Below are 20726 nucleotides of genomic sequence, written 5' to 3' on the forward strand. Positions count from 1 at the left end.
CCCGTACGCCACGATCTGGGAGAACGACCCTGTGACTGTCTCTGCCGAGTCCCTGTACGGGGCCGACGACCTGACCCACCTGGAGGGCTTGGAAGCGGTTCGGAAGCGACCCGGGATGTACATCGGGTCCACCGACAGCCGTGGTGTCAATCACCTCTTCGCCGAGGTTGTGGACAACTCGACGGACGAGGGCGTGGCCGGGCACGCGAGCAAGGTCGTGGTCACCCTGCACGCGGACGGCAGTGTGCAGGTGGACGACGACGGCCGGGGCATCCCCACCGGGGTACATGCCAAGTCCGGGCTTTCCGGGGTCGAGTTGGTGCTGACCAGGCTGCACGCGGGGGGCAAGTTCGGTGGCTCCGGTTACAAGGCCTCGGGCGGGCTGCATGGTGTCGGCGCCTCCGCGGTGAACGCGCTCTCGCTGCGGTTCGACGTCACCGTGAAGCGGGATGGCAAGGTGCACGAGATCTCCTTCGCCCGTGGGGTGCCAGGGGTGTTCGACGGGGCGGGCCCGAAGGCCAAGTTCGCCAAGCAGGCCGGGCTCCGGGTGGTCCGCAAGCTCAAGCGGGGCGAGGCCACCGGCACCTCGATCCGGTACTGGCACGACGCCCGGTACTTCGAGAAGGGTGCCGTGCTGGAGACCGAGACGGTGCGTGCCAAGCTGCGCAACACCGCCTTCCTGGTCCCCGGCGTCACCTATGTGTTGCGGGATGCCACCGAGGGCGGGATCGACGAGGAGACCTTTCACTTCCCGAACGGCCTCTCCGATATGGTCGACTTCCTCGCCCCGGCGGGCGACAAGCCGGTCTCCGGGACGATCTTCATCAACGGCACCGGCACCTACAAGGAGAACGCCGCGGACGCCAACGGTGTCATGCAGTCCAATGTGGAACGCCGGGCCGAGGTCGAGGTGGCGCTGCGCTGGGGGACCGGCTACGAGCGCACCGTCGAGTGCTTCACCAACACGATCCGGAACGTGCACGGCGGCACGCACCGCAAGGGTTTCGAACGGGCGGTGCTGCGTTCCATCCAGGACGCCATCTCCAAGAGCAGGGGCCTGCTCAAGCCCAAGGAGGACCCGCCGACCCTCGAGGACGTGCTGGAGGGCATGACCGCGGTGCTCCATGTGCGGATCCCCGAGCCGCAGTTCACCTCGCAGACCAAGGACGAGCTGTCCACGGCCGGGATCACCAAGGTCGTCCAGGGCGTCGTGGAGCAACAGCTCAAGTCCTGGACCGAGGCCCGCAAGACCAAGTCCGAGGCGAAGACCGTCCTGCAGAAGATCGTGGACGCCGCCAGGGTGCGGCTGGTGCAGAAGCAGCAGAAGGACGCCGCCCGGCGCAAGACCGCGCTGGAGGGCGCGGCCATGCCGCCGAAACTGGTGGACTGCCGCACCACCGGGGTCGCCCGCAGTGAGCTGTTCCTTGTCGAGGGGGACAGCGCGCTCGGGTCGGCGCGGCTGGCGCGGGTCTCGGAGTACCAGGCGCTGCTGCCGCTGCGCGGCAAGATCCTGAACGTGCAGAAGGCCAGCCTCGGGGACACGCTGAAGAACGCGGAGATCGCCGCCATCGTGCAGGTGCTCGGGGCGGGCACCGGGCGCACCTTCGATCTGGCCGCGATGCGCTACGGCAGGGTGATCCTGATGGCGGACGCCGATGTGGACGGCTCGCATATCCGCACCCTGCTGATCACCCTGTTCGCCAAGTACATGCGCCCGGTCATCGAGGACGGCAGGCTGTACGCGGCCATGCCCCCGCTGCACAAGATCGTGACCAAGGGACGCAACCCACAGACCACCTTCACCTTCACCGAGCGGGAGATGGAGTCCACGGTCGCCAAGCTGGAGAAGTCGGGCAAGCAGATCGTCAAGCCGGTACCGCGGTTCAAGGGGCTCGGCGAGATGGACGCGGACGAGCTGTGGGACACCACGATGAACCCGGCCACCCGCTCGGTCCGCCGGATCACCATCGCGGACGCGGAAGCCGCGGAACAGGCGCTGGAACTGTTGATGGGGGAGAAGGTCGAGCCGCGGCGCAACTGGCTGGTCGAATCGGCGGCCAGGGTGAACCAGGCAGCGATCGATATCTAATCCTTCCCGAACTTGCTAGGACACAGGAGACGCTGAGCAATGGCACGCCGCAAGGGCCCTCAGACCAGGGTCGATCCGACCGTGTTCGACCAGGCGGGCGCACAGATATTCGAGAACCCGGTCAAGACCGAGATCGAGGATTCCTATCTGGAGTACGCCTACTCGGTCATTCACTCCCGTGCGCTGCCGGACGCGCGGGACGGGCTCAAGCCGGTGCATCGCCGGATCCTGTTCTCGATGAGTGAGAACGGCTACCGGCCCACCCATGCCTACGTGAAGTCCTCCCGCGTGGTCGGCGACGTGATGGGCCGGTACCACCCGCACGGTGATGTGGCGATCTACGACGCCATGGTCCGGCTCGCCCAGGACTTCTCGATGAACGTCCCGCTGGTGGACGGGCATGGCAACTTCGGCAGTCCGGACGACGGCCCCGCAGCCAGCCGGTACACCGAGGCACGGATGTCCCCCGAGGCCATGCAGCTGGTCGGCGAGCTCGGTGAGGAGACCGTCGACTTCCGGCCGAACTACGACGGCTCGCTGCAGGAGCCGATCGTGCTCCCAGCGGCGTTCCCGAACCTGCTGGTGAACGGCACCTCGGGGATCGCGGTCGGGATGGCGACCAACATGATCCCGCACAACCTCGGCGAGGTCGTGGCCGCGGCCCGCTGGCTGATCAACCACCCGAACGCCACCCTGGACAAGCTGATGGAGTTCGTGCCAGGGCCGGACCTGCCGACCGGCGGGATGCTGCTCGGGCTGGACGAGGTCCGGCGGGCCTACGAGACCGGCCGCGGGGTGGTCCGGATGCGGGCCAAGGCGGAGACCGGCCCGCTGGAGGGCAGCCGGGGGCGGCAGGCCATCACGGTCACCGAGCTGCCGTACGGGGTCGGCCCGGAGAAGGTGATCGAGAAGATCACCGACGAGGTGAACAAGTCGAAGCGGCTGACCGGTATCGCGGACGTGAAGGACCTGACCGACCGGGAGAACGGCACCCGGCTGGTCATCGAGTGCAAGGTGGGGGTGAATCCGCAGGCGCTGCTGTCCGACCTGTACCGGCTGACCCCGCTGGAACAGTCCTTCGGGATCAACAACCTGGTGCTGGTCGAGGGGCAGCCGCGCACCCTCGGGCTCAAGGAACTGCTCGAGGTCTTCCTCGCGCACCGGTACGAGGTGGTCACTCGCAGGACCCGGTACCGCAAACGCAAGCGCGAGGAACGCCTGCACCTGGTCGAGGGTCTGCTCAAGGCGCTGCTTGACATCGACAAGGTGATCAAACTGATCCGGGAGAGCGAGAACGCGCAGGCCGCAAAGGACGGCCTGATGAAACGGTTCAAGCTCTCCGAGATCCAGGCGACATACATCCTGGACACCCCGCTGCGGCGGCTCACCAAGTACGACAAGCTGGAACTCGAGGCCGAGCAGGATCGGCTGCGCGAGGAGATCGCCGAGCTGTCCACGATCCTGGACGACGAGTCGGTGCTGAAGAAGGTCGTGTCCAGGGAGCTGGGCAAGGTGGCCAAGGACTTCTCCGCCGAGCGGCGCACCGCACTGATCGACGGCGACCTCAAGGAGGTGCTGGCCGCTTCCAAGCCCTCCGGCCCGCTGGAGGTGGCCGATGACCCCTGCCAGGTCATCCTTTCCGCCACCGGGCTGGTCGCCAGGACGGCGGCCGAGTCGGAGGAGGCGTCGGAGAGCCGTCGCCGCAACGGCAGGGTGAAGCACGACGCGGTCGCCGCGCTGGTGCACTCCACCGCCCGCGGCCAGGTGCTGCTGGTCACCAACCACGGCCGCGCGGTCAAGACCGAGGTGCTGCCGTTGCCGGTGCTGCCGGAGCAGGCGGGCACGGTCTCGCTGCGCGGCGGGATGGCGGCAAGGGAACTGGTCGGGCTGGCCAAGGGCGAGAAGGTGATCGGGCTGGCTCCGGTGGGTGAGCATGCCACCGGATCACCTGGGCTGGCATTGGGCACCCGCAAGGGCGTGGTGAAGATCTGCGCCCCGGACTGGCCGGTGCGTGCCGACGAGTTCGAGGTGATCGGGCTCAAGGAGGGTGACGAGCTGGTCGGCGCGACCTGGTTGGCGGACGGCACGGAGACCTGTGTGTTCGTGTCCTCGCAGGGCGCGCTACTGCGTTACCCGGCCTCGCTGGTGCGGCCGCAGGGCCTCAAAAGCGGCGGCATGGCCGGGATCAACCTCGGCGCCGACGCGCATGTGGTCTTCTTCGGCGCGATACGGGCCGATGAGGCGGACGCCGAGGCGCATGGCGAGCCGATGGTGGTGACCGCGACCGGGTCCAGCGTGAAGGTGACCCCGTTCGCCGAGTACCCTGCCAAGGGCAGGGCGACCGGTGGGGTGCGCGTGCAACGGTTCCTCAAGGGGGAAACCGAGCTGACCGTGGCCTGGGTCGGCCCGCGGCCCGCGGGCTCCACGAAGAACGGTGACCAGGTGGAGCTGCCCGAGGTGGACATGCGCAGGGACGCCTCCGGTTCCGCGCACCCCGGGCCCGATGTGGTCGGTCATCTCATCGAACGGGGCTGATCCGCCCGGCAGGATCGGTGAATCCGTGCACCCGCCAACACCGACCGCAAACGCGACGACCGATTCGCTGTGATTGCGCGCACAGCGAACAACAATCGTTGGCATTGCTCGTCGTACTGTCAGTAGCCTCGGTGCGGATGACCGCTGCTCGGGGGCGTGCGGTCCTTTTTCACGGTTACAAGGTTTGTATATAGAAATCTTCGAATACCCGTTTCGTGCGGGTATTCCTGCGGGAAACGGATCTTCATGGCAACCCCAGAGCAGAAACCGGACGCTGGGCAGGGGTCGAACGCACTCGACGACAAGCTGGACAAGGGCGTACTGAAGGTCGCCGCGGTGGTGATCCTCGGCGCCATCATGGCCATTCTGGACACCACGGTGGTCAACGTGGCGCTGCAGGCGCTGACCATCGAGTTCGAGACCTCCTTCGACACCGTCCAGTGGATCGTCACCGGCTACATGCTGGCCCTGGCCACGGTCATCCCGGTGACCGGCTGGGCCTGTGACCGGTTCGGGACGAAACGGCTCTACCTGCTGGCCATCATGTTGTTCCTGATCGGCTCGATGCTGGCCGGGCTGGCCTGGAGCATCGAGTCGCTGATCCTGTTCCGGGTGTTGCAGGGCCTCGGCGGCGGCATGCTGATGCCGGCCGGGATGACCATCATGACCAAGGCGGCGGGCCCGCACCGGGTCGGCAGGGTGATGGCGGTACTCGGGGTGCCGATGTTGCTCGGCCCGATCGGCGGCCCGATCCTCGGCGGCTGGCTGGTCGACTCGGTGAGCTGGCGCTGGATCTTCTACATCAACGTTCCCATCGGGATCATCGCGCTGCTGCTGGCCTGGCGGCTGCTGCCGAGGGACGAGCCCGAACCCGCGGAGCGGTTCGACTTCATCGGCATGCTGACGCTCTCGCCTGGCCTGGCCGCGCTGATCTACGGTGTGTCCAACATCCCGAGCGCGGGCGGGGTGCAGGCCACCGGTGTGTGGCTGCCCATCCTGGCGGGGATCGCGCTGATCCTGGTGTTCGTGCTGCGGGCGCTGCGGATCGAGAACGCGCTCATCGATCTGCGCCTGTTCAAGGACGGGACCTTCTCGGTCTCGGTGGTGACGATGGCGTTGTTCTCGGTGGCCTTCTTCGGCGCGATGCTTCTGCTGCCGACCTACTTCCTGCTGGTGCGCGGAGAGTCCGCGTTGCAGGCCGGGCTGTTGCTCGCCCCGCAGGGGCTCGGCGCCATGATCACCATGCCGCTGTGCGGCAGGTTGGCCGACAAGATCGGCGCCGGGAAGGTGGTGCTGCCCGGCATCGTGCTGATCGTGGCGGGGACGGCGATGTTCACCCAGGTCGGGGCGGACACGCCGTACTGGCAGCTGCTGCTGGCGCTGTTCGTGATGGGGCTCGGCATGGGCGCCACGATGATGCCGATCATGTCGGCCGCGCTGCAGACGCTGACCCGCAAGATGGTGGCCCGCGCCTCCACCGCGCTGAACATCATCCAGCAGACCGCGGGTGCGGTCGGCTCGGCGGTGCTGTCGATCATCCTGGCCGACCTGCTCGCCGGGAAGTTCGGCGTGCCGACAAGCGACGGTCAGCTGGCCGCCACTGCGGCGATCGCGAACCCGGCCACCAGGGACGCTGCCGCGACCATGGCGGCCGACTCGTTCGCCTCGACCTTCGTCTGGGCACTGGTGCTGATCGCGGTGTGCCTGGTGCCCGCGCTGTTCCTGCCGAAGCGCCCGCCCGCGCCACCGCAACCGGAGGACTCCGGGCACGGCAACGACGAGTCCGCCGCGCCGGTGCTGATGCACTGAGCGCAGGCCGTCCCAGGGGGCTGGCCTACTGGTCGTCCTCGGTTTCCCTGCGCTCGGCGGCGCGCATGAGCTGTTGGGCACGCAATGCCAGATGCATGCCCAGCCGGTCGTCCGCGTCGTCGAGCCGGTCGCCGAAGAGGTCCTTGAGCTGGTGCAGCCGGGCCCGCACGGTCTGCGGGTGCACCTGTAGCCGCTTGGCGATCTCCGGCGCCCCACCCCGGGTCTCCAGCCAGGCCAGCAGGGTCTCGCTCAGCCGGTCGCGCTGCTTCTCGCTGAGCGGGTCGAAGGGGTCGAGGCTGCGCTTGGCCACCTCGGCCCCGAAGAAGTCCTCGGCCAGCAGCCACAACGTCGCCAGGTGGTCCTGGCACCAGATCACCGGATCGTCCTCGGCGGAGTCGGTGATCAACCGCAGCGCCCGCCGCGCGGTACGCAGAGCGGCCGGGGCGTCACTGAGCGGCACCATGGGGGAGACAGCGGCACGCCAGCCCGACCACTGGCCGCGGAGCGCGTCCAGCTGCCGTCTCGGGTCGGTGGTGAGCAGGTAGGGCTCCCCGGCCTCCAGATCGATCAGCACCTCGGGGTCCAGCAGCCGCACCGGAAACTCCGGGGCGTCGGCCGCGGCCTCCAGCGCCACGATCGCGGCGCGCTCCGGTAGCGGCCACTCGGCCGCTTCGGCCATGCTGGCCAGGGTCTTGGGCGAGGCCTCGGCGTCGGTGACGATCAGCTCGAGCAGGGCCCTGCGCCTGCGGTCGCCCGGCCCGGCGTCCTGGCGCTGGGCCTCGTGGTAGCCCTCGACGGCCGCGGCGGACAGCTCGTCCACATAGGCGAAGATCCCCTCGGCGCCCAGCGCGACGAAGTCCGGCGAGATCTCGGTGAGCTGGTCCGTCAGCGCGGAGATGTAACGCCATGCCGTGCGTCCGCCGATCCGGGCGGCCGCCTGCAGGGCGTCCATATTCCTGCGCTCGCGGTATTCGATCCGGCCACGGTCGCGGAAGAAGTCCAGCCAGGGATCATGCGCGACCGCCGGGTTACCGACCCGGTCGATGCAGTGGATCACCGCCTGCTCCACGCTCTGCACCAGCACCTTGCCGAAGGTGCCCTCGATCGGCTGCGCATAGGCGGGCACGGTGCGCTGCACCTCGCGGATGATCGCGGCCGCGATCCGGCCCGCGTGCGGTCGCAGCTGGGCCGCGACCTCGCGCGGCAGCTGCGCGAGCAGCTCGGTACTCCGGTATGCGACCACCGCGATGAACCTCCGGCTTCCACGAGACGAACAGGATAGAAGGGCCCAGCCTTCGACACAGCGAGGATGGTCCCATTACATAACACGTCACGTTCGTGTTTCGCAGGTTCTGACGCGATTAGTTACAGTATGATCATGACTGTCACTTCTGGTCGCCCGGCAATCAAGTGATTAACGACAATTCCAGATTATCGTGAAGTTTCCACGGAACGTGGCTTTTTCCGTCCGAACGCGAGCGTCGAATATCGGGGACCACTCACCGTGGTGATATTTTCCTGGTGCTCAGGAGTTGCGGTACTGCGGGGGCATGAAGGTCAGCCGTGGGTCGGTCTGCACGAAGCTGCCCAGCAGGTGGTCGATCTGGGTGAGCACGTCCAGCTCGAGCTCCCTGCCGCAGGCCTTGGCGTTCTCCACCACCTGGTCCGGGTGTGATGCGCCGGTGAGCACCGCCGCGACCTGGTGGTTCTGCAGGGCCCACGCGATCGCCAGCTGGGCCATGCTCAGCCCGGCGTGCTCGGCCACCCCGCGCAGGGGCTCGATCCGGGCCAGCAGGTCGGAGTGCAGCAGCGGGGCGATCGAGCCGCGGGCGAAGCCGGCACCGGCCGCCCGGGAGCCCGCGGGCAGGTGACCATCCGCGTACTTGCCGGTCAGTACGCCCTGGGCCAGCGAAACCGAGGCGAGCTGCCCGACCCCGGCCCGCTGGCAGGTCGGCATCACCTGCGCCTCGGGCACCCGCCACAGCATCGAGTAATGCGGCTGGTTGGCCACCAGTGGCACCCGGTACTCCGCGGCCAGCGTGGCGCCGCGCTGGATCTGGTCGGCGGTCCACTCGGCGGTACCGACGTAGTGGATCTTGCCCTGGCGGACCAGGTCGGAAAGGGCGAGGAAGGTTTCCTCCAGCGGGGTCCGGTAGTCGAAGCTCAGCAGATGGTACAGGTCCACGTAGTCGGTGCGCAGCCTGCGCAGCGAACCATGCACGGACGCGAAGAGATGCTTGCGGCCCAGCCCGCGCCGGTTCGGGCCCGCCCCCTCCGGCCAGAACGCGCCGGTGCTGAGCACCACGTCCTCCCTCGGCGTCCCGGCGAGCCCTTCGGCCATGGCCTCCTCGGCCGCGCCACCCGCCCAGGCCGCGGCGGTGTGGAACAGGGTGACCCCGGCGTCCAGCGCGGCCCGTACGCAGGGCACCGACTGCTGGTGGGTCAGCCAGTTTCCGTACCCGATTTCACTCACCGTGAGTCCACTGTTACCGAGCAGCCGGTACTCCATGGTCAGCCCCTTCCGGTCGCCGCCGCGGTTTCCGCAATGGTCCGTTCGATCCAGGCGTCCGGGGCGGCCGCCTTGCGCGCGTATGCCGCACCCGCGGACTCGTGCGGCAGGATCAGGAACTCCTCCGCGCCGATGCCTGCCACCACCGAATCGGCCACCTCCGCGGGTTCCAGCAGCGGGGCGGCGGCCGCGATCGCCACGGCGGCGGGGTGACCCGCCTCGACCCCCGGCATCAGCAGTGCGGTGCGCACCCCGAGCGGGCACAGCGCACTCACCCGGATACCCCGTGGCCGGTAGGTGACGGCCAGCCATTCGGCGAGGCCGACGGCCGCGTGCTTGGTGACCGAGTACGGCGCGTCCCCCGGCGCGCTCAGCAACCCGGCCCCGGAGGCAGTGATCAGCAGGTAGCCCGACCGGCTACCCAGCATCGCGGGTAGCGCCGCCTGGGCGGCGTACACGTGCTGCATCACATTCAGCGTCCAGGACCGTTCCCACTGCTCATCCGCGGCGTGGATCCCGGAGCCGAAGGCCATTCCCGCGTTCGAGCAGAACAGGTCCAGCCCGCCGAACTCCTGCCGGGCCGTGGTCACCAGACCGCGCAGCTCGGCCTTGACCGAGGCGTCCGCCTGCCGCGCGACGGCGGCGCCGCCTGCCTGGTTGATCGAGGCGGCGACCTCGGCCGCCGCCTCGGCGTCCAGGTCGGAAACGACCACGCCGCGGGCGCCGCCCGACGCGAACCGCCGCGCCATGGCCGCACCGATTCCGTGTCCGGCGCCGGTTATGACGGCAACCCGATCCGTCAGTTCCACGCGGTCTCCATTCTCGTACCGATTTCTTTGTGAAGGCGATGAGCCTGCCTGTGTCGCGTACGTGACAAAAGCATTCTGTGGCAAGGTTATCCGGTCGTCATCGAAGTCGAAGCTAGCACGGAAGTGGCCGTTCCGGCGTGGCTGAAAAACTGCTCAAGCCGGACTCAAATCGGATTTTTCCGCTAGCTGGACGGTGTCTTGTTGATGCAGGGTCAGCATCTCGCCTAATTGCGTGGAAATTGTTGGGACGCGGGAGGAGGCACCATGGCCGAGCCGGTGATCGGGGCAGCTGGCCGCACACCGCCCCGGTGGCGGGTGCTCGGGCTCGGACCGCTCGGCAGCACCGATCCGCGACTGGCCGCGGCGGTGACCCGTGGCGGCGGGCTGGGGGTGCTGGAGCTCGGTCCGGCGCTGGGCGCTGCCGAAACCGTGGCCAGGACTCGTGAGCTGGCGGGAAGGTTCGGCGTCCGGCTGCGCCGGATGCCTGCGGACCCCGGGATCCTGCGCGCGGGCGGGATACAGCTGCTGGTGCTGGCCGATGCCACCGAGGACACGCTCGCGGAGCTCGGCACGCGGTTGCCGGAACTGCCCGTACTGGCCGAGGTCGGCAGCCTGGAGCAGGCCCGCGCGGCCGCCGCGGCCGGCGCGCACGGGCTGATCGCCATGGGGAGCGAGGCCGGCGAGCTGACCTCGTTCGTGCTGCTGCAGCGCCTGCTCGCGGCCGGTCTCGACCTGCCGGTATGGGCCTGCGGCGGGATCGGCCCGCACACCGGCGCGGGCGCGGTTGCCTGCGGGGCCGCGGGCGTCGTGTTGGACAGCCAGCTCGGCCTGTTCCCGGAAAGTGACCTGCCGCGCCAACCGCGGGCGCGGTTGGCGCGGATGGACGGCTCCGAGGGCGAACTCGCGGCGTTGTTCGCGCGACGCTACCGCAGCGCCGAGACCGCCGTCCGGTCCATGCTGGACAGTCTCGCCTGGCCCGCGTCCCGCACCGACCCGCATGCCCAGGGCGAGCCGCTGCGCCGGACCCTCGGTGTGCGGCACGCCGTGGCGCAGGGGCCGATGACCAGGGTCAGCGACCAGCCGGGATTCGCGGCCGCGGTGGCCGAGCACGGCGGGATGCCGTACGTGGCGGTGGCAACGGCGAGCGGGGAGCGGACCGCGGAGCTGTTGCGCCGCACCGCGGAGGCAATGGGTGACCGGCCATGGGGCGCTGGCATCCTCGGCTTCGTCCCGGAGGAACTACGCGCCGAGCAGCTGGCGGCCCTGCGGCACGCCCGCCCGCGCAGCGTGCTGATCGCGGGCGGTAAGCCCGCGCAGGCCGCGGCGCTGGAAGCCGAAGGCATCGCCACCTATCTGCATGTGCCCTCGCCGATCCTGCTCGGCCAGTACCTCGAGGCCGGGGCGCGGCGGTTCGTCTTCGAGGGTGCGGAATGCGGCGGTCACATCGGGCCGCGCACCAGTTTCCCGCTCTGGGAGACCCAGCTGTCGGTGCTGCTGGACTTCCTCGACCGGCAGCCCAGCCACCCGGAGCTCGAGGTGTTCTTCGCGGGCGGGGTGCACGACGCGACCTCCGCGGCCATGGTCGCCGCGATGGCCGCCCCGCTGGCCGAACGCGGGGTCGGGGTCGGGGTGCTGATGGGCACCGCGTACCTGTTCACCACGGAGGCGGTCCGGCACGGCGCGATCACCGGCCTGTTCCAGCGCGAGGCGGTGCGCGCCGAACGCACCGCGACCCTGGAGACGGCGCCTGGGCATCTGACCCGCTGCCTGGACAGCCCGTACGTGGCCGAGTTCGGCCGGATCGCCACCGAGCTGCGCGACAGCGAGCTGCCGGCGCAACAGCGCTGGCAACGTCTCGAGGAGCTGAACACCGGCAGGCTGCGGATCGCCAGCAAGGGCATCCGCAGGCAGGGCGCGGAACTGCTGGAGGTGGACGAGGCGGCCCAGCTGGCCGAGGGGATGTACCTGGCCGGCCAGGTGGCGGTGCTGCGCGACGCCACCACCAGTATCGCCGAGCTGCATCGCGAGGTGACCGAGGGGGCCGCGGCGCTGCTCGCGGCCAATCGCGAGCAGCGGCCGCCCACCCGCACCGAATCCCCCGCGCCGCTCGATGTCGCGGTCATCGGGATGTCCTGTGTCTTCCCCGGCGCCCCCGACCTGCCCGCGTTCTGGTCCAATGTGCTGCGTGGCGTGGACTCGGTTACCGAGGTGCCACCGCAGCGCTGGGACACCGAGGTGTACTACCGCGAGCACGACGGGCAACCGGGTACCACGCCGTCGAAGTGGGGCGGGTTCATCCCGCCGGTCCCGTTCGATCCGATGTCCTTCGGCATCCCGCCTGCCTCGGTGGGCAGTATCGACCCGGCGCAGCTGCTTTCCCTCGAGGTGGCCCGGCGTGCCCTGCACGACGCCGGGTACGGCGAGCGGCCGTTCGACCGGGAGCGCGCCGGGGTGATCTTCGGCGCCGAGGCGGGCGGGGACCTCGCCAACGCCGGGGTGCTGCGCGCCCTGCTACCCGGCTATGCCGATATCCCTGCCGAGCTCGCCGAGCAGCTGCCGGAACTGACCGAGGACTCCTTCCCCGGCACGCTGGCCAACGTCATCTCCGGGCGGATCGCCAACCGGCTGGACCTCGGCGGCCCGAACTACACGGTGGACGCCGCCTGCGCCTCCTCGCTCGCCGCACTCGACCTGGCCTGCCGGGAGCTCACCGCGGGCACGAGCGACCTGGTGCTGTGCGGGGCGGTCGACCTGCACAATGGGATCAACGACTACCTGATGTTCGCCTCGGCCGGGGCGCTGTCCCCGACCGGGCGCTGCCGTCCCTTCGACGGCTCCGGGGACGGGATCGCACTGGGCGAGGGCGTGGCTTGCCTGGTGCTGAAGCGGCTGGCCGAAGCCGAGCGTGACGGTGACCGGATCTACGCGGTGGTCGATGCGGTGGGTGCGGCCAGTGACGGACGCTCGCTCGGCCTCACCGCGCCCCGTCCGGAGGGCCAGCGCAGGGCACTGGAACGGGCCTACGCCAGTGCGGGCCGCTCCCCGGCCGAGGTGGGAATGATCGAGGCGCACGGCACCGGAACCGTGGTCGGCGACGGTACCGAGCTCGGCACGCTGACCGAGTTCTTCACCGCGGCGGGTGCACGCCAAGGAACATGCGCCCTCGGCTCGGTGAAAAGCCAGATCGGGCACACCAAGTGCGCCGCGGGGCTGGCCGGGCTGATCAAGACCGCGCTCTCGCTGTGGTTCGGGGTCATCCCGCCCACCCTGCACCTCACCGAACCGGTGGCGGCCTGGCGGCAACACGGCAGCCCGTTCACCTTCGGCACGACCACCCGCCCGTGGGCCGTGCCGAGGCCGGAGCGGGTCGCCGGGGTGAGCGCGTTCGGGTTCGGCGGCACCAACTTCCACGCCGTGCTCAGTGCCGGTCCGGCCGCACCGATCGAGCGGCACGGCATGCGGGACTGGCCTGCCGAGCTGTTCCTGTTCCGCGGCGAGTCCGCGATCCGCGAGCTGCTCGGGCCTGCCGAGGACGGCGCGCACTCGCTGGCCGAGCTGGCCGCGCTGGCCTCGGGCTGGGCGGACGCCGGGTCGGAACCGGTGCACGCCGCGGTGGTCGCCCGCGACCACCGGGAGCTGGTCGCGGCCCTCCGTGCCGCCATGGACGGCGGCACGGACCCGAACCTGTACACCGCGGAGCCGGCCACCGAGGCAGGCGCGCTGGCCTTCCTCTTTCCAGGGCAGGGCAGTCAGCACACCGGCATGCTGGCCGAGCTGTTCACCGCCTCCGCCGATCTGCGCCGGTTCCTGGACACCGCACCGGCGGCCGCGGCCGCCGCCTTCCCGCCGCATGCCTTCACCCCCGAGGTCGGCGCGCAGCAGCAGGAGGCCTTGCGGGACACCAGGGTCGCCCAACCCGCACTGGGTTTCACCTGCTCGGCGCTCGCCGAGCTGCTCACCCGGCTGGACATCCGGCCCGAGCTGCTCGCCGGGCACAGCTACGGCGAACTGGTCGCGCTCTCGGTCGCCGGAGCCTTCGACCACCCCACCCTGCACCGGCTGAGCGAGGCCAGGGCCGAGGCCATCCTGGCCGCCGCGGGCGGCGAGCCCGGCGCGATGGCCGCGGTGCGAGCGGGCAGGGAGATGGTGTGCGCGGTGCTGGAACGGCATCCGGAGCTCGTGCTGGCCAACCACAACGCCCCGGAGCAGGTGGTGCTCTCCGGGCCTGCCGATGCGATCGACCGGGCGGTCGAGCAACTGCGCGCGGAGTCGGTCGCCGCCAAACGGATCCCGGTGGCCTGCGCCTTCCACAGCCCGCTGGTGGCGGGCGCGGCCACCGAGTTCGCCGCGTCGCTGGCGACCGAGCGGATCCAGCCGCCCAGCATCCCGGTGTGGTCGAACCGGACCGCGCGGGCCTATCCGTCCGATGTGGATGGACCGGGGGTGCGTGCCGAGCTGGCGGCGCAGCTGGGCGCGCCGGTGCGGTTCGCGGAGCAGATCGAGAACATGTATGCCGAGGGGGCACGCACCTTCGTCGAGGTCGGGCCGGGCTCGGTGCTCACCGGATTGGTTTCGGCCGTACTCGAAGGCAGGCCACACCGGGCGATCGCCTGCGAACCGGCGCCGGACGCGGGACTGCGCGGCCTGCTCACCGCCGTGGCCAGGCTGGCGACGGCCGGGGTGGAGGTGCGTACCGAATGGCTGTTCCGGGGCAGGGTGGAAGCCCGGCCCGCCGGCGCACCACGTCCCGGCTGGACCGTGGACGGGCAGCTGGCACGGCGGGCGGACGGCACCAGGTTGCCGGGGGGACTCGTTCCAGCACAACGAATCTCGAGGTGGTCCATGCCGGACAACGCGAACAACCAGACCCAGGCCGACCGGGACCAGGTCGTGGTCGACTTCCTGCGCGGAACGCGGGAGATGGTCGCAGCGCAACGGGACGTGCTGCTCGGCTACCTCGGCGGCGCAGCGGCCGCGCCGGTGCCGCCACCCGCACCGCCGGTGCTGGAAGCCCCCGCGCCACGGCAGGAACAGGTGGCCGAACCGGATGAGCCGCCGGTTGAGTCCGAAGTGGACGCATTCCGGTCGGTGCTCGAGGTGATCGGCGACCGGACCGGCTACCCGGCCGAGATGATCGACGGCGATCTCGACCTCGAGGCCGATCTCTCCATCGACTCAATCAAACGCACCGAGATCGCCGGCACCCTGATCGGCAAGCTCGGCCTGGACGCCGCGGAGTCCGACGACCTTGGCAGCAGGCGTACCGCGAGGGGGATGACCGAGTGGATCGAGGGGCGGCTACGACCGGCGCAACCACCGGAACCCGATGGGGCACAGCCGCGGCGGTTCCTGCTGCGGCCGGTGTCCGTCACCGCACAGCCCGCCGAGGGGGCGCTGCGCGGCAGGCGGGTCACCGTGGTGCACGGCCCCGCGCAGGAGGGGCTGGCCGCGGCACTGCTGCGCGGCCTGGTGGCGGCCGGTGCGGTGACCGACGGCAGCCCGGACACCGCCGTGCTGCTCGGCCCGCTCGGGCAGGCCGAGGAGCCGGTGGCGCCGCAGGTCTTCGGTGCGGTCCGGGACGCGGTGCACGGTGGGGTGACCTCGGTGCTGGTCGCCGCGCCGCATGCCGGTGGGCGGGTCGCCGAGCACGCGGCCGGCCTGCGTGGCCTGGTGCGGGCGATCGGCAAGGAGCGCGAGGACCTGGCGGTGCGGCTGGTCGAGCTGGACCCGGCCGAGGCCGAGCAGGAGCTGGTGGCCGGGCTGCTCGCCGAACTGGCAGGCGCGGAGCGGGTGCCGGTGGTGCGGCTGGCCGAGGGGCAGCGGTCCGCCTTCGAGCTGGCCGCGGCCGAGCTGGGCTCGGTGGCGCACGCCGGGGCCGGGCCGGCCGGTGCGGGGGAGGCCGAGGCGCGGGCGGTCGGGCTGGAGCGCGATTCGGTGGTGCTGCTGATCGGCGGGGCGCGCGGGATCACCGCCCGGTTCGCGGGCGCACTGGCGCTGGCCTCGGGTTGCCGGATCGAGCTGGCCGGGCGCACCCCGTGGCCACCCGAGCAGGAACTGCCTGCCGAGCTGGCGGAGGCGGGAGATGCCGAACTGCGCAGGGCGCTGGCGGCGGAGGGCCGCCCGCTGGCCGAGGTGGAAACCCAGGTACGTGCCATCCGCGCGCAGCGTGAGGTCGGCAGGACCATGGAGGCGGTACGCGCCGCGGGTGGCACGGCAGGGTACCGGCCGGTCGACGTGCGCGACGGCGCGGCGGTGCGCCAGCTGGTCAAGGACGTGCACACCCGGTACGGCAGGCTGGACGGCGTCGTGTACGCGGCCGGGATCATCGACGACCGGCTGATGTCCGGTAAGGACGACGCCTCCTTCCGTAGGGTCTTCGGCACCAAGGTGGACGGGGCGCAGGCCCTGCTGGGCGCGCTGGAGGCGCAGGCCGTGCGGCCGCGGTTCGTCACCTTCTTCGGCAGCATCGCCGCGGTGCTCGGCAACCGCGGGCAGACCGACTACGCGGCGGCGAACGATGCCCTGGAGACCCTGGGTGCCAACTGGGCCGCCCGCACCGGAAACCGCGTACTCACGGTGCACTGGGGTCCCTGGGCGCCCGCGGACGAGCACGGCGGCATGGTGTCCGGCGAGCTGGCTCGCGAGTACCACCGGCGCGGGGTGCGGCTGATCGACCCGGAGGAGGGCACGGCCTGTCTGCTGCGGGAGCTCGCCTACGGCAGCCACGACACGCGGGCCGTGGTGTACACGGCTTCGGTGTGGTGATGGCGGAACGGGAGCCGGTCGCGATCGTCGGGATGGCGGTGCTGCTGCCCGGCGCGGTGGATCTCGTCGCCTACTGGCGCAACCTGACCGGCGGCTTCGACGCGATCACCGAGGTGCCCGCGGAACGGCTGGACTCCGGTTTCCACGCCGCAGATCCCGATGGCGAGCTGCCGCCGGAGCTGACCTACTGCCGCCGGGGCGGTTTCCTGGACGAACCGGTCACGGTGGACGTGGGCGCGTTCGGGATCGTGCCGAACTCGATCGAGGGGATGGAGCCGGACCAGCTGATCGCCCTGCGGGTGGCGGCCGCCGCGGTTGCGGACGCGGGTGGGCTGCGCGGGCTGGGTGACCCGGCGCGGATCGGGGTGATCCTGGGTCGCGGCGGCTACCTCTCCCCTGGACTGATGCGGTTCGGCCAGCGGGTCCGCACCGTGCGGGAGGTGACCAGGGTGCTCACCGAGCTCGTACCCGGCCTGGCGGCCGAGCGGCTGGAGCAAGTGCGCGCGGCGCTGCTGGAACAGTTCGGTCCGATGCGGCCGGAGGCCACCATCGGGTTGGTGCCCAACCTCGCGGCCTCCAGGGTGGCCAACCGGCTGGACCTGCGGGGCCCGGCCTACACGGTGGACGCCGCCTGCGCCTCCTCGCTGCTCGCGGTGGATCAGGCGGTCGGTGAGCTGGCGAGCGGGCGCTGCGACGCGGTGCTGGCCGGCGGAGTGCACCACTGCCACGACGACACCCTGTGGTCGTTGTTCAGCCAGCTGCGCGCGCTCTCGCCGAGCCAGCGGATCCGGCCGCTTTCCCGCGAGGCGGACGGGTTGCTGATTGGCGAGGGGACCGGGGTGGTGGTGCTCAAGCGGCTGGCCGACGCCCGCCGGGACGGGGACAGGGTGTATGCGGTGATCCTTGGCACCGGGACCTCGAGCGACGGGCGTGGGCAGAGCCTGTTCAACCCGGACGCCGGTGGTCAGGAGGTCGCGCTGCGGCGGGCGTGGCGGGCGGCAGGCCTGGACCCCGCGGAGCCGGATTCGGTGGGGCTGCTGGAGGCGCACGGCACAGCCACCAGGGCGGGGGACGATGCCGAGCTGACCACCTTGGCCAGGGTGTTCGGTGGCCCGTCCGGCAGGCCCGCGGTGATCGGTTCGGTGAAGTCGATGATCGGGCACACCATGCCGGCCGCCGGGATCGCCGGACTGGTCAAGGCGGCGCTGGCCGTGCACCATGCGACCCTGCTGCCCACCCTGCACTGCGAGAACCCGAACCCGCTGCTGGAGCGGACCCGGTTCTGCCCGATCGCCGCGGCCGTGCCATGGGAGTCGGCGACCCCGCGCCGCGCCGCGGTGGACGCGTTCGGCTTCGGCGGGATCAACGCGCATGTGGTGCTGGAGGAGGAACCCGGCCAGCAGGCGAGGGCGCCGGTGCGCACGGTGGAGCCGGAGCGAGTGGTGCGGCTGGCCGCGGACGGCCCCGAGCGGCTGCGCGAGCTGCTGGACCGGCCGGATGCCGAGCTGCGGGCGGCCACCGGGCAGCAGGGCGGCTGCCGGCTGGGTATCGTCGGCCCCACCGCGAAACGGCTGGCCGCCGCGCGCAGGGTGCTGGCCGCCGGGAAGCCATGGCGTGGTCGCGGGGACATCTGGTTCAGTCCAAGGCCGCTGCTGGCAACGGGCTCGGCGGCGCGGGTCGCCTTCCTGTTCCCCGGTCTCGAGGCCGAGTTCGCCCCGAACACTGCCGACGTGGCCGAGCACTTCGGATTCGTCCAGCCCCCGCTGGGCACGGACACGGTGCTGGCCAGGGCCGTTGCAGTCACCGAGGTCGGCATGCTGCTGGACGCCGCGGTGCGCCGGATCGGGATCCGGCCGGACGGGCTGGCCGGGCACAGCGTGGGGGAGTGGACCGCCATGGCCGTCGGCGGGCTGTGCGCGCGGAGCCCACTGGATCACTTCGGTGCCACCGATCTCCGGCTGCCCGAAGTGGACTTCCTCGCGCTGGGCTGTTCGGCGGAGGAGGCCGGCGCGCGCCTGGAGACCGAGCCGGACCTGGTGGTCTCGCACGACAACGCGCCCCGGCAGTCGATCGTCTGCGGTCCGCCCGCGGCGATCGGACGGCTGGCGGCCACCATGCGCGCCGAGGGGATCGTCGCCCGGCCGCTGCCGTTCCGCTCGGGCTTCCACACCCCGGCCATGCGGCCCCTGCTGGCGCACTACGCAGAGGTGTTCGACGGGATGCGGCTCGGCGTGCCGGACATTCCGGTCTGGTCGGCGACCACGGCCGGGCCCTACCCGGATTCCACGGCGCAGCTGCGTGCCCTGTTCCTGGAGCACCTGGTGCGGCCGGTACGTTTCCGCGAACTGGTCGATCGGCTGTACCGGGAGGGCTTCCGGGCGTTCGTCCACCTCGGACCCGGGCAGCTCGGCTCGTTCGTCGACGACACCCTTGCCGACCGGGAGCATCTGACCGTCAGTGCCGGTTCCGCGCTGCGGCAGGGGATGGCGCAGTTGCGGCGGGTGGCGATCGCGTTCTGGACCGAGGGCGCCGAGCCCGACTTCGGCGTGCTGGAGCAGCGCGCGGAGCACGGGGTGCGGATCGGTACCGCCTGCCCACCGCTGTCCGTTCCGGCGCGCGCCCGCGGCCTGCTGGCCGGTGCGGTGGAACCGGAGGTGCCGGAGGGCCTGCCCGCTGGGGTGGCAGCCGAGTTCGCCGCGCTGCTGGCCGACACCAGGGAGGCGGCCCGGTCGGTGCTGGCCCGCTATGGCGCTACGCTGCGGGTCTCCCTGACAGAGATGCCGTACCTGCGGGCGCACCGGTTCTTCCGGCAACGGGAGGACTGGCCGGAGGAGACCGACCGCAGGCCGGTGGTTCCGGCGACCACCCTGGTCGAGTTCGCCATGCGGGAGGCCGAACGGACCCGTCCCGGCATGGTGGCGATCGCCGTGCGCCAGGCGCGGTTCCACCGCTGGTTGACCGCGGCGCCCGCGCGGTCGGTGCGGCTGGAGCTGGAACACCCCGCCGCCGACCGGGTCGCGGTGCGGATCGGCGAGTTCGCCTCGATGACCGTACGGCTCGCCGAACGGCATCCGGTCGCACCTTCTCCCTGGGTGATCGCGGATCCCGAGCAGGCGCCGCCGCTGCCGGCCGCGGAGATCTACCGCAGGCGGGAGATGTTCCACGGTCCAGAGTTCCAGGGACTCGCCGAGATCGAGGCGCTGGGTGCGGGGCACATCCGGGGCACGCTGACGGTACTGCCCGCGCCGGGGGCGCTGCTGGACAACGTGGGCCAGCTGCTCGGATGCTGGCTGATGGCGACCCAGCGGGAGCGGCTGCTGGCCTTCCCTGCGAGTATCGACTCGATCGTGGTGTTCGGCCCGCCGTTGCCTGCGGGCACCAGGGTGGGTTGCACGGTCCGGGTACGTATCCCGCGCCCGGAGACCCTGGAGATGGCTGCCCAGATCGTCCACAACGGACAGGTATGGGCGGAGATCAGCGGCTGGCAGGATGTCCGGCTGGACTGCGACCGGCACGCGCACCGGGTGTACGCCTTTCCCAGGGACAATCTGCTCGCCCGACGGCAGCAGGACGGCTGGTGGCGGGTTGCCGACCCATGGACCTCGGTGGCCGCGCGGGAGTTGTACGCCGGGGTCTACCTCAGCGCGCCGGAACGGGCGGAGTACGAGCGCGTGCCGCCGCGGCGGCGCAGGGACTGGCTGCTCGGCCGGATCGCGATCAAGGACGCGGTGCGGTCCATGCTCGCGGAGCCGGCCTTTCCCGCCGAGATCCTGGTTACCGGGGACGAGGAACCGAGCGTGCGGGGCCACCACGGCAGATGGCTTCCGGAGTTGCGGGTCTCGCTCGCGCCCGGTGCCGAGCCGGGGGTGGTGCTCGCGAAGGCCGAACAGAGAGAGGACGTACCGGTATGACCACAAAGGACACCGCTGAGGACACGACCTTCGGCACCGTCGCGCGGCTGCTCGGTGAGATCGTCGGTGATCTGGACATCCTCGGCGTGGAGATCACCAGGGAGACCACCTTCCACGAGGACCTCGGTCTGGAGAGCATCGACCTGGTGACCTTCGCCGGGATCCTCACCGAACACTTCGGCGAGCGGGTGAACCTCGCGGAACACCTCGCCGAGCTGGAGCTGGACGAGGTCATCGGGCTGCGAGTGGGCGATATCGCCGACTACGTGGCCCGGTGCGTGGCGGGGGAGCGCTGAACC

General features: G+C 71.0%; 9 protein-coding genes. 6 read left to right on the top strand and 3 right to left on the bottom strand.

Annotated features, from left to right (window positions below):
• Window positions 1–31: 31 nt before the first annotated feature.
• From KOI47_RS07865 to KOI47_RS07875, 3 genes are all read left to right on the top strand, one after another.
• Window positions 32–2089, top strand: a complete 2058-nt coding sequence (locus tag KOI47_RS07865; RefSeq protein ID WP_216215316.1) for a DNA gyrase/topoisomerase IV subunit B — start codon at window positions 32–34, stop codon at window positions 2087–2089.
• A 39-nt stretch (window positions 2090–2128) separates the two neighbouring features.
• Complete coding sequence (locus KOI47_RS07870) at window positions 2129–4624, top strand: DNA gyrase/topoisomerase IV subunit A (protein WP_216215317.1); 2496 nt, start codon at window positions 2129–2131, stop codon at window positions 4622–4624.
• A 246-nt stretch (window positions 4625–4870) separates the two neighbouring features.
• On the top strand, window positions 4871–6433 hold the full coding sequence (locus tag KOI47_RS07875; RefSeq protein WP_216215318.1) for a DHA2 family efflux MFS transporter permease subunit: 1563 nt from the start codon (window positions 4871–4873) through the stop codon (window positions 6431–6433).
• Window positions 6434–6458: 25 nt separating this feature from the next.
• Here the strand turns inward: KOI47_RS07875 and KOI47_RS07880 are convergent, their stop codons facing one another.
• The 3 genes from KOI47_RS07880 to KOI47_RS07890 form a co-directional block, all read right to left on the bottom strand.
• A complete protein-coding gene (locus tag KOI47_RS07880) occupies window positions 6459–7676 on the bottom strand; it encodes a helix-turn-helix domain-containing protein (RefSeq protein WP_216215319.1) in 1218 nt (405 codons plus the stop codon).
• A 282-nt stretch (window positions 7677–7958) separates the two neighbouring features.
• A complete protein-coding gene (locus tag KOI47_RS07885; RefSeq protein ID WP_216215320.1) occupies window positions 7959–8942 on the bottom strand; it encodes an aldo/keto reductase in 984 nt (327 codons plus the stop codon).
• Between the two features lie 2 nt (window positions 8943–8944).
• Window positions 8945–9751 carry an SDR family oxidoreductase gene (locus KOI47_RS07890; protein WP_216215321.1) on the bottom strand — a complete coding sequence of 269 codons (807 nt, stop codon included), beginning with the start codon at window positions 9749–9751 and terminating at the stop codon, window positions 8945–8947.
• A gap of 264 nt (window positions 9752–10015) precedes the next feature.
• Between KOI47_RS07890 and KOI47_RS07895 the strand changes: the two genes are divergently transcribed.
• The 3 genes from KOI47_RS07895 to KOI47_RS07905 are packed head-to-tail and all read left to right on the top strand — an operon-like array spanning window position 10016 to window position 20723.
• Window positions 10016–16516, top strand: coding sequence for a type I polyketide synthase (locus KOI47_RS07895; protein ID WP_216215323.1), 6501 nt, complete (start codon window positions 10016–10018; stop codon window positions 16514–16516).
• Window positions 16516–20427, top strand: a complete 3912-nt coding sequence (locus KOI47_RS07900; protein WP_216215324.1) for a beta-ketoacyl synthase N-terminal-like domain-containing protein — start codon at window positions 16516–16518, stop codon at window positions 20425–20427. Before KOI47_RS07895 ends, KOI47_RS07900 begins: the two co-directional genes overlap by 1 nt.
• Window positions 20424–20723, top strand: a complete 300-nt coding sequence (locus KOI47_RS07905) for an acyl carrier protein (RefSeq protein ID WP_216215325.1) — start codon at window positions 20424–20426, stop codon at window positions 20721–20723. Before KOI47_RS07900 ends, KOI47_RS07905 begins: the two co-directional genes overlap by 4 nt.
• The last annotated feature ends 3 nt before the right edge of the window (window positions 20724–20726 follow it).

Origin of the sequence: Amycolatopsis aidingensis (genome assembly GCF_018885265.1) — a bacterium.
Classification (GTDB): Bacteria; Actinomycetota; Actinomycetes; order Mycobacteriales; family Pseudonocardiaceae; genus Amycolatopsis; species Amycolatopsis aidingensis.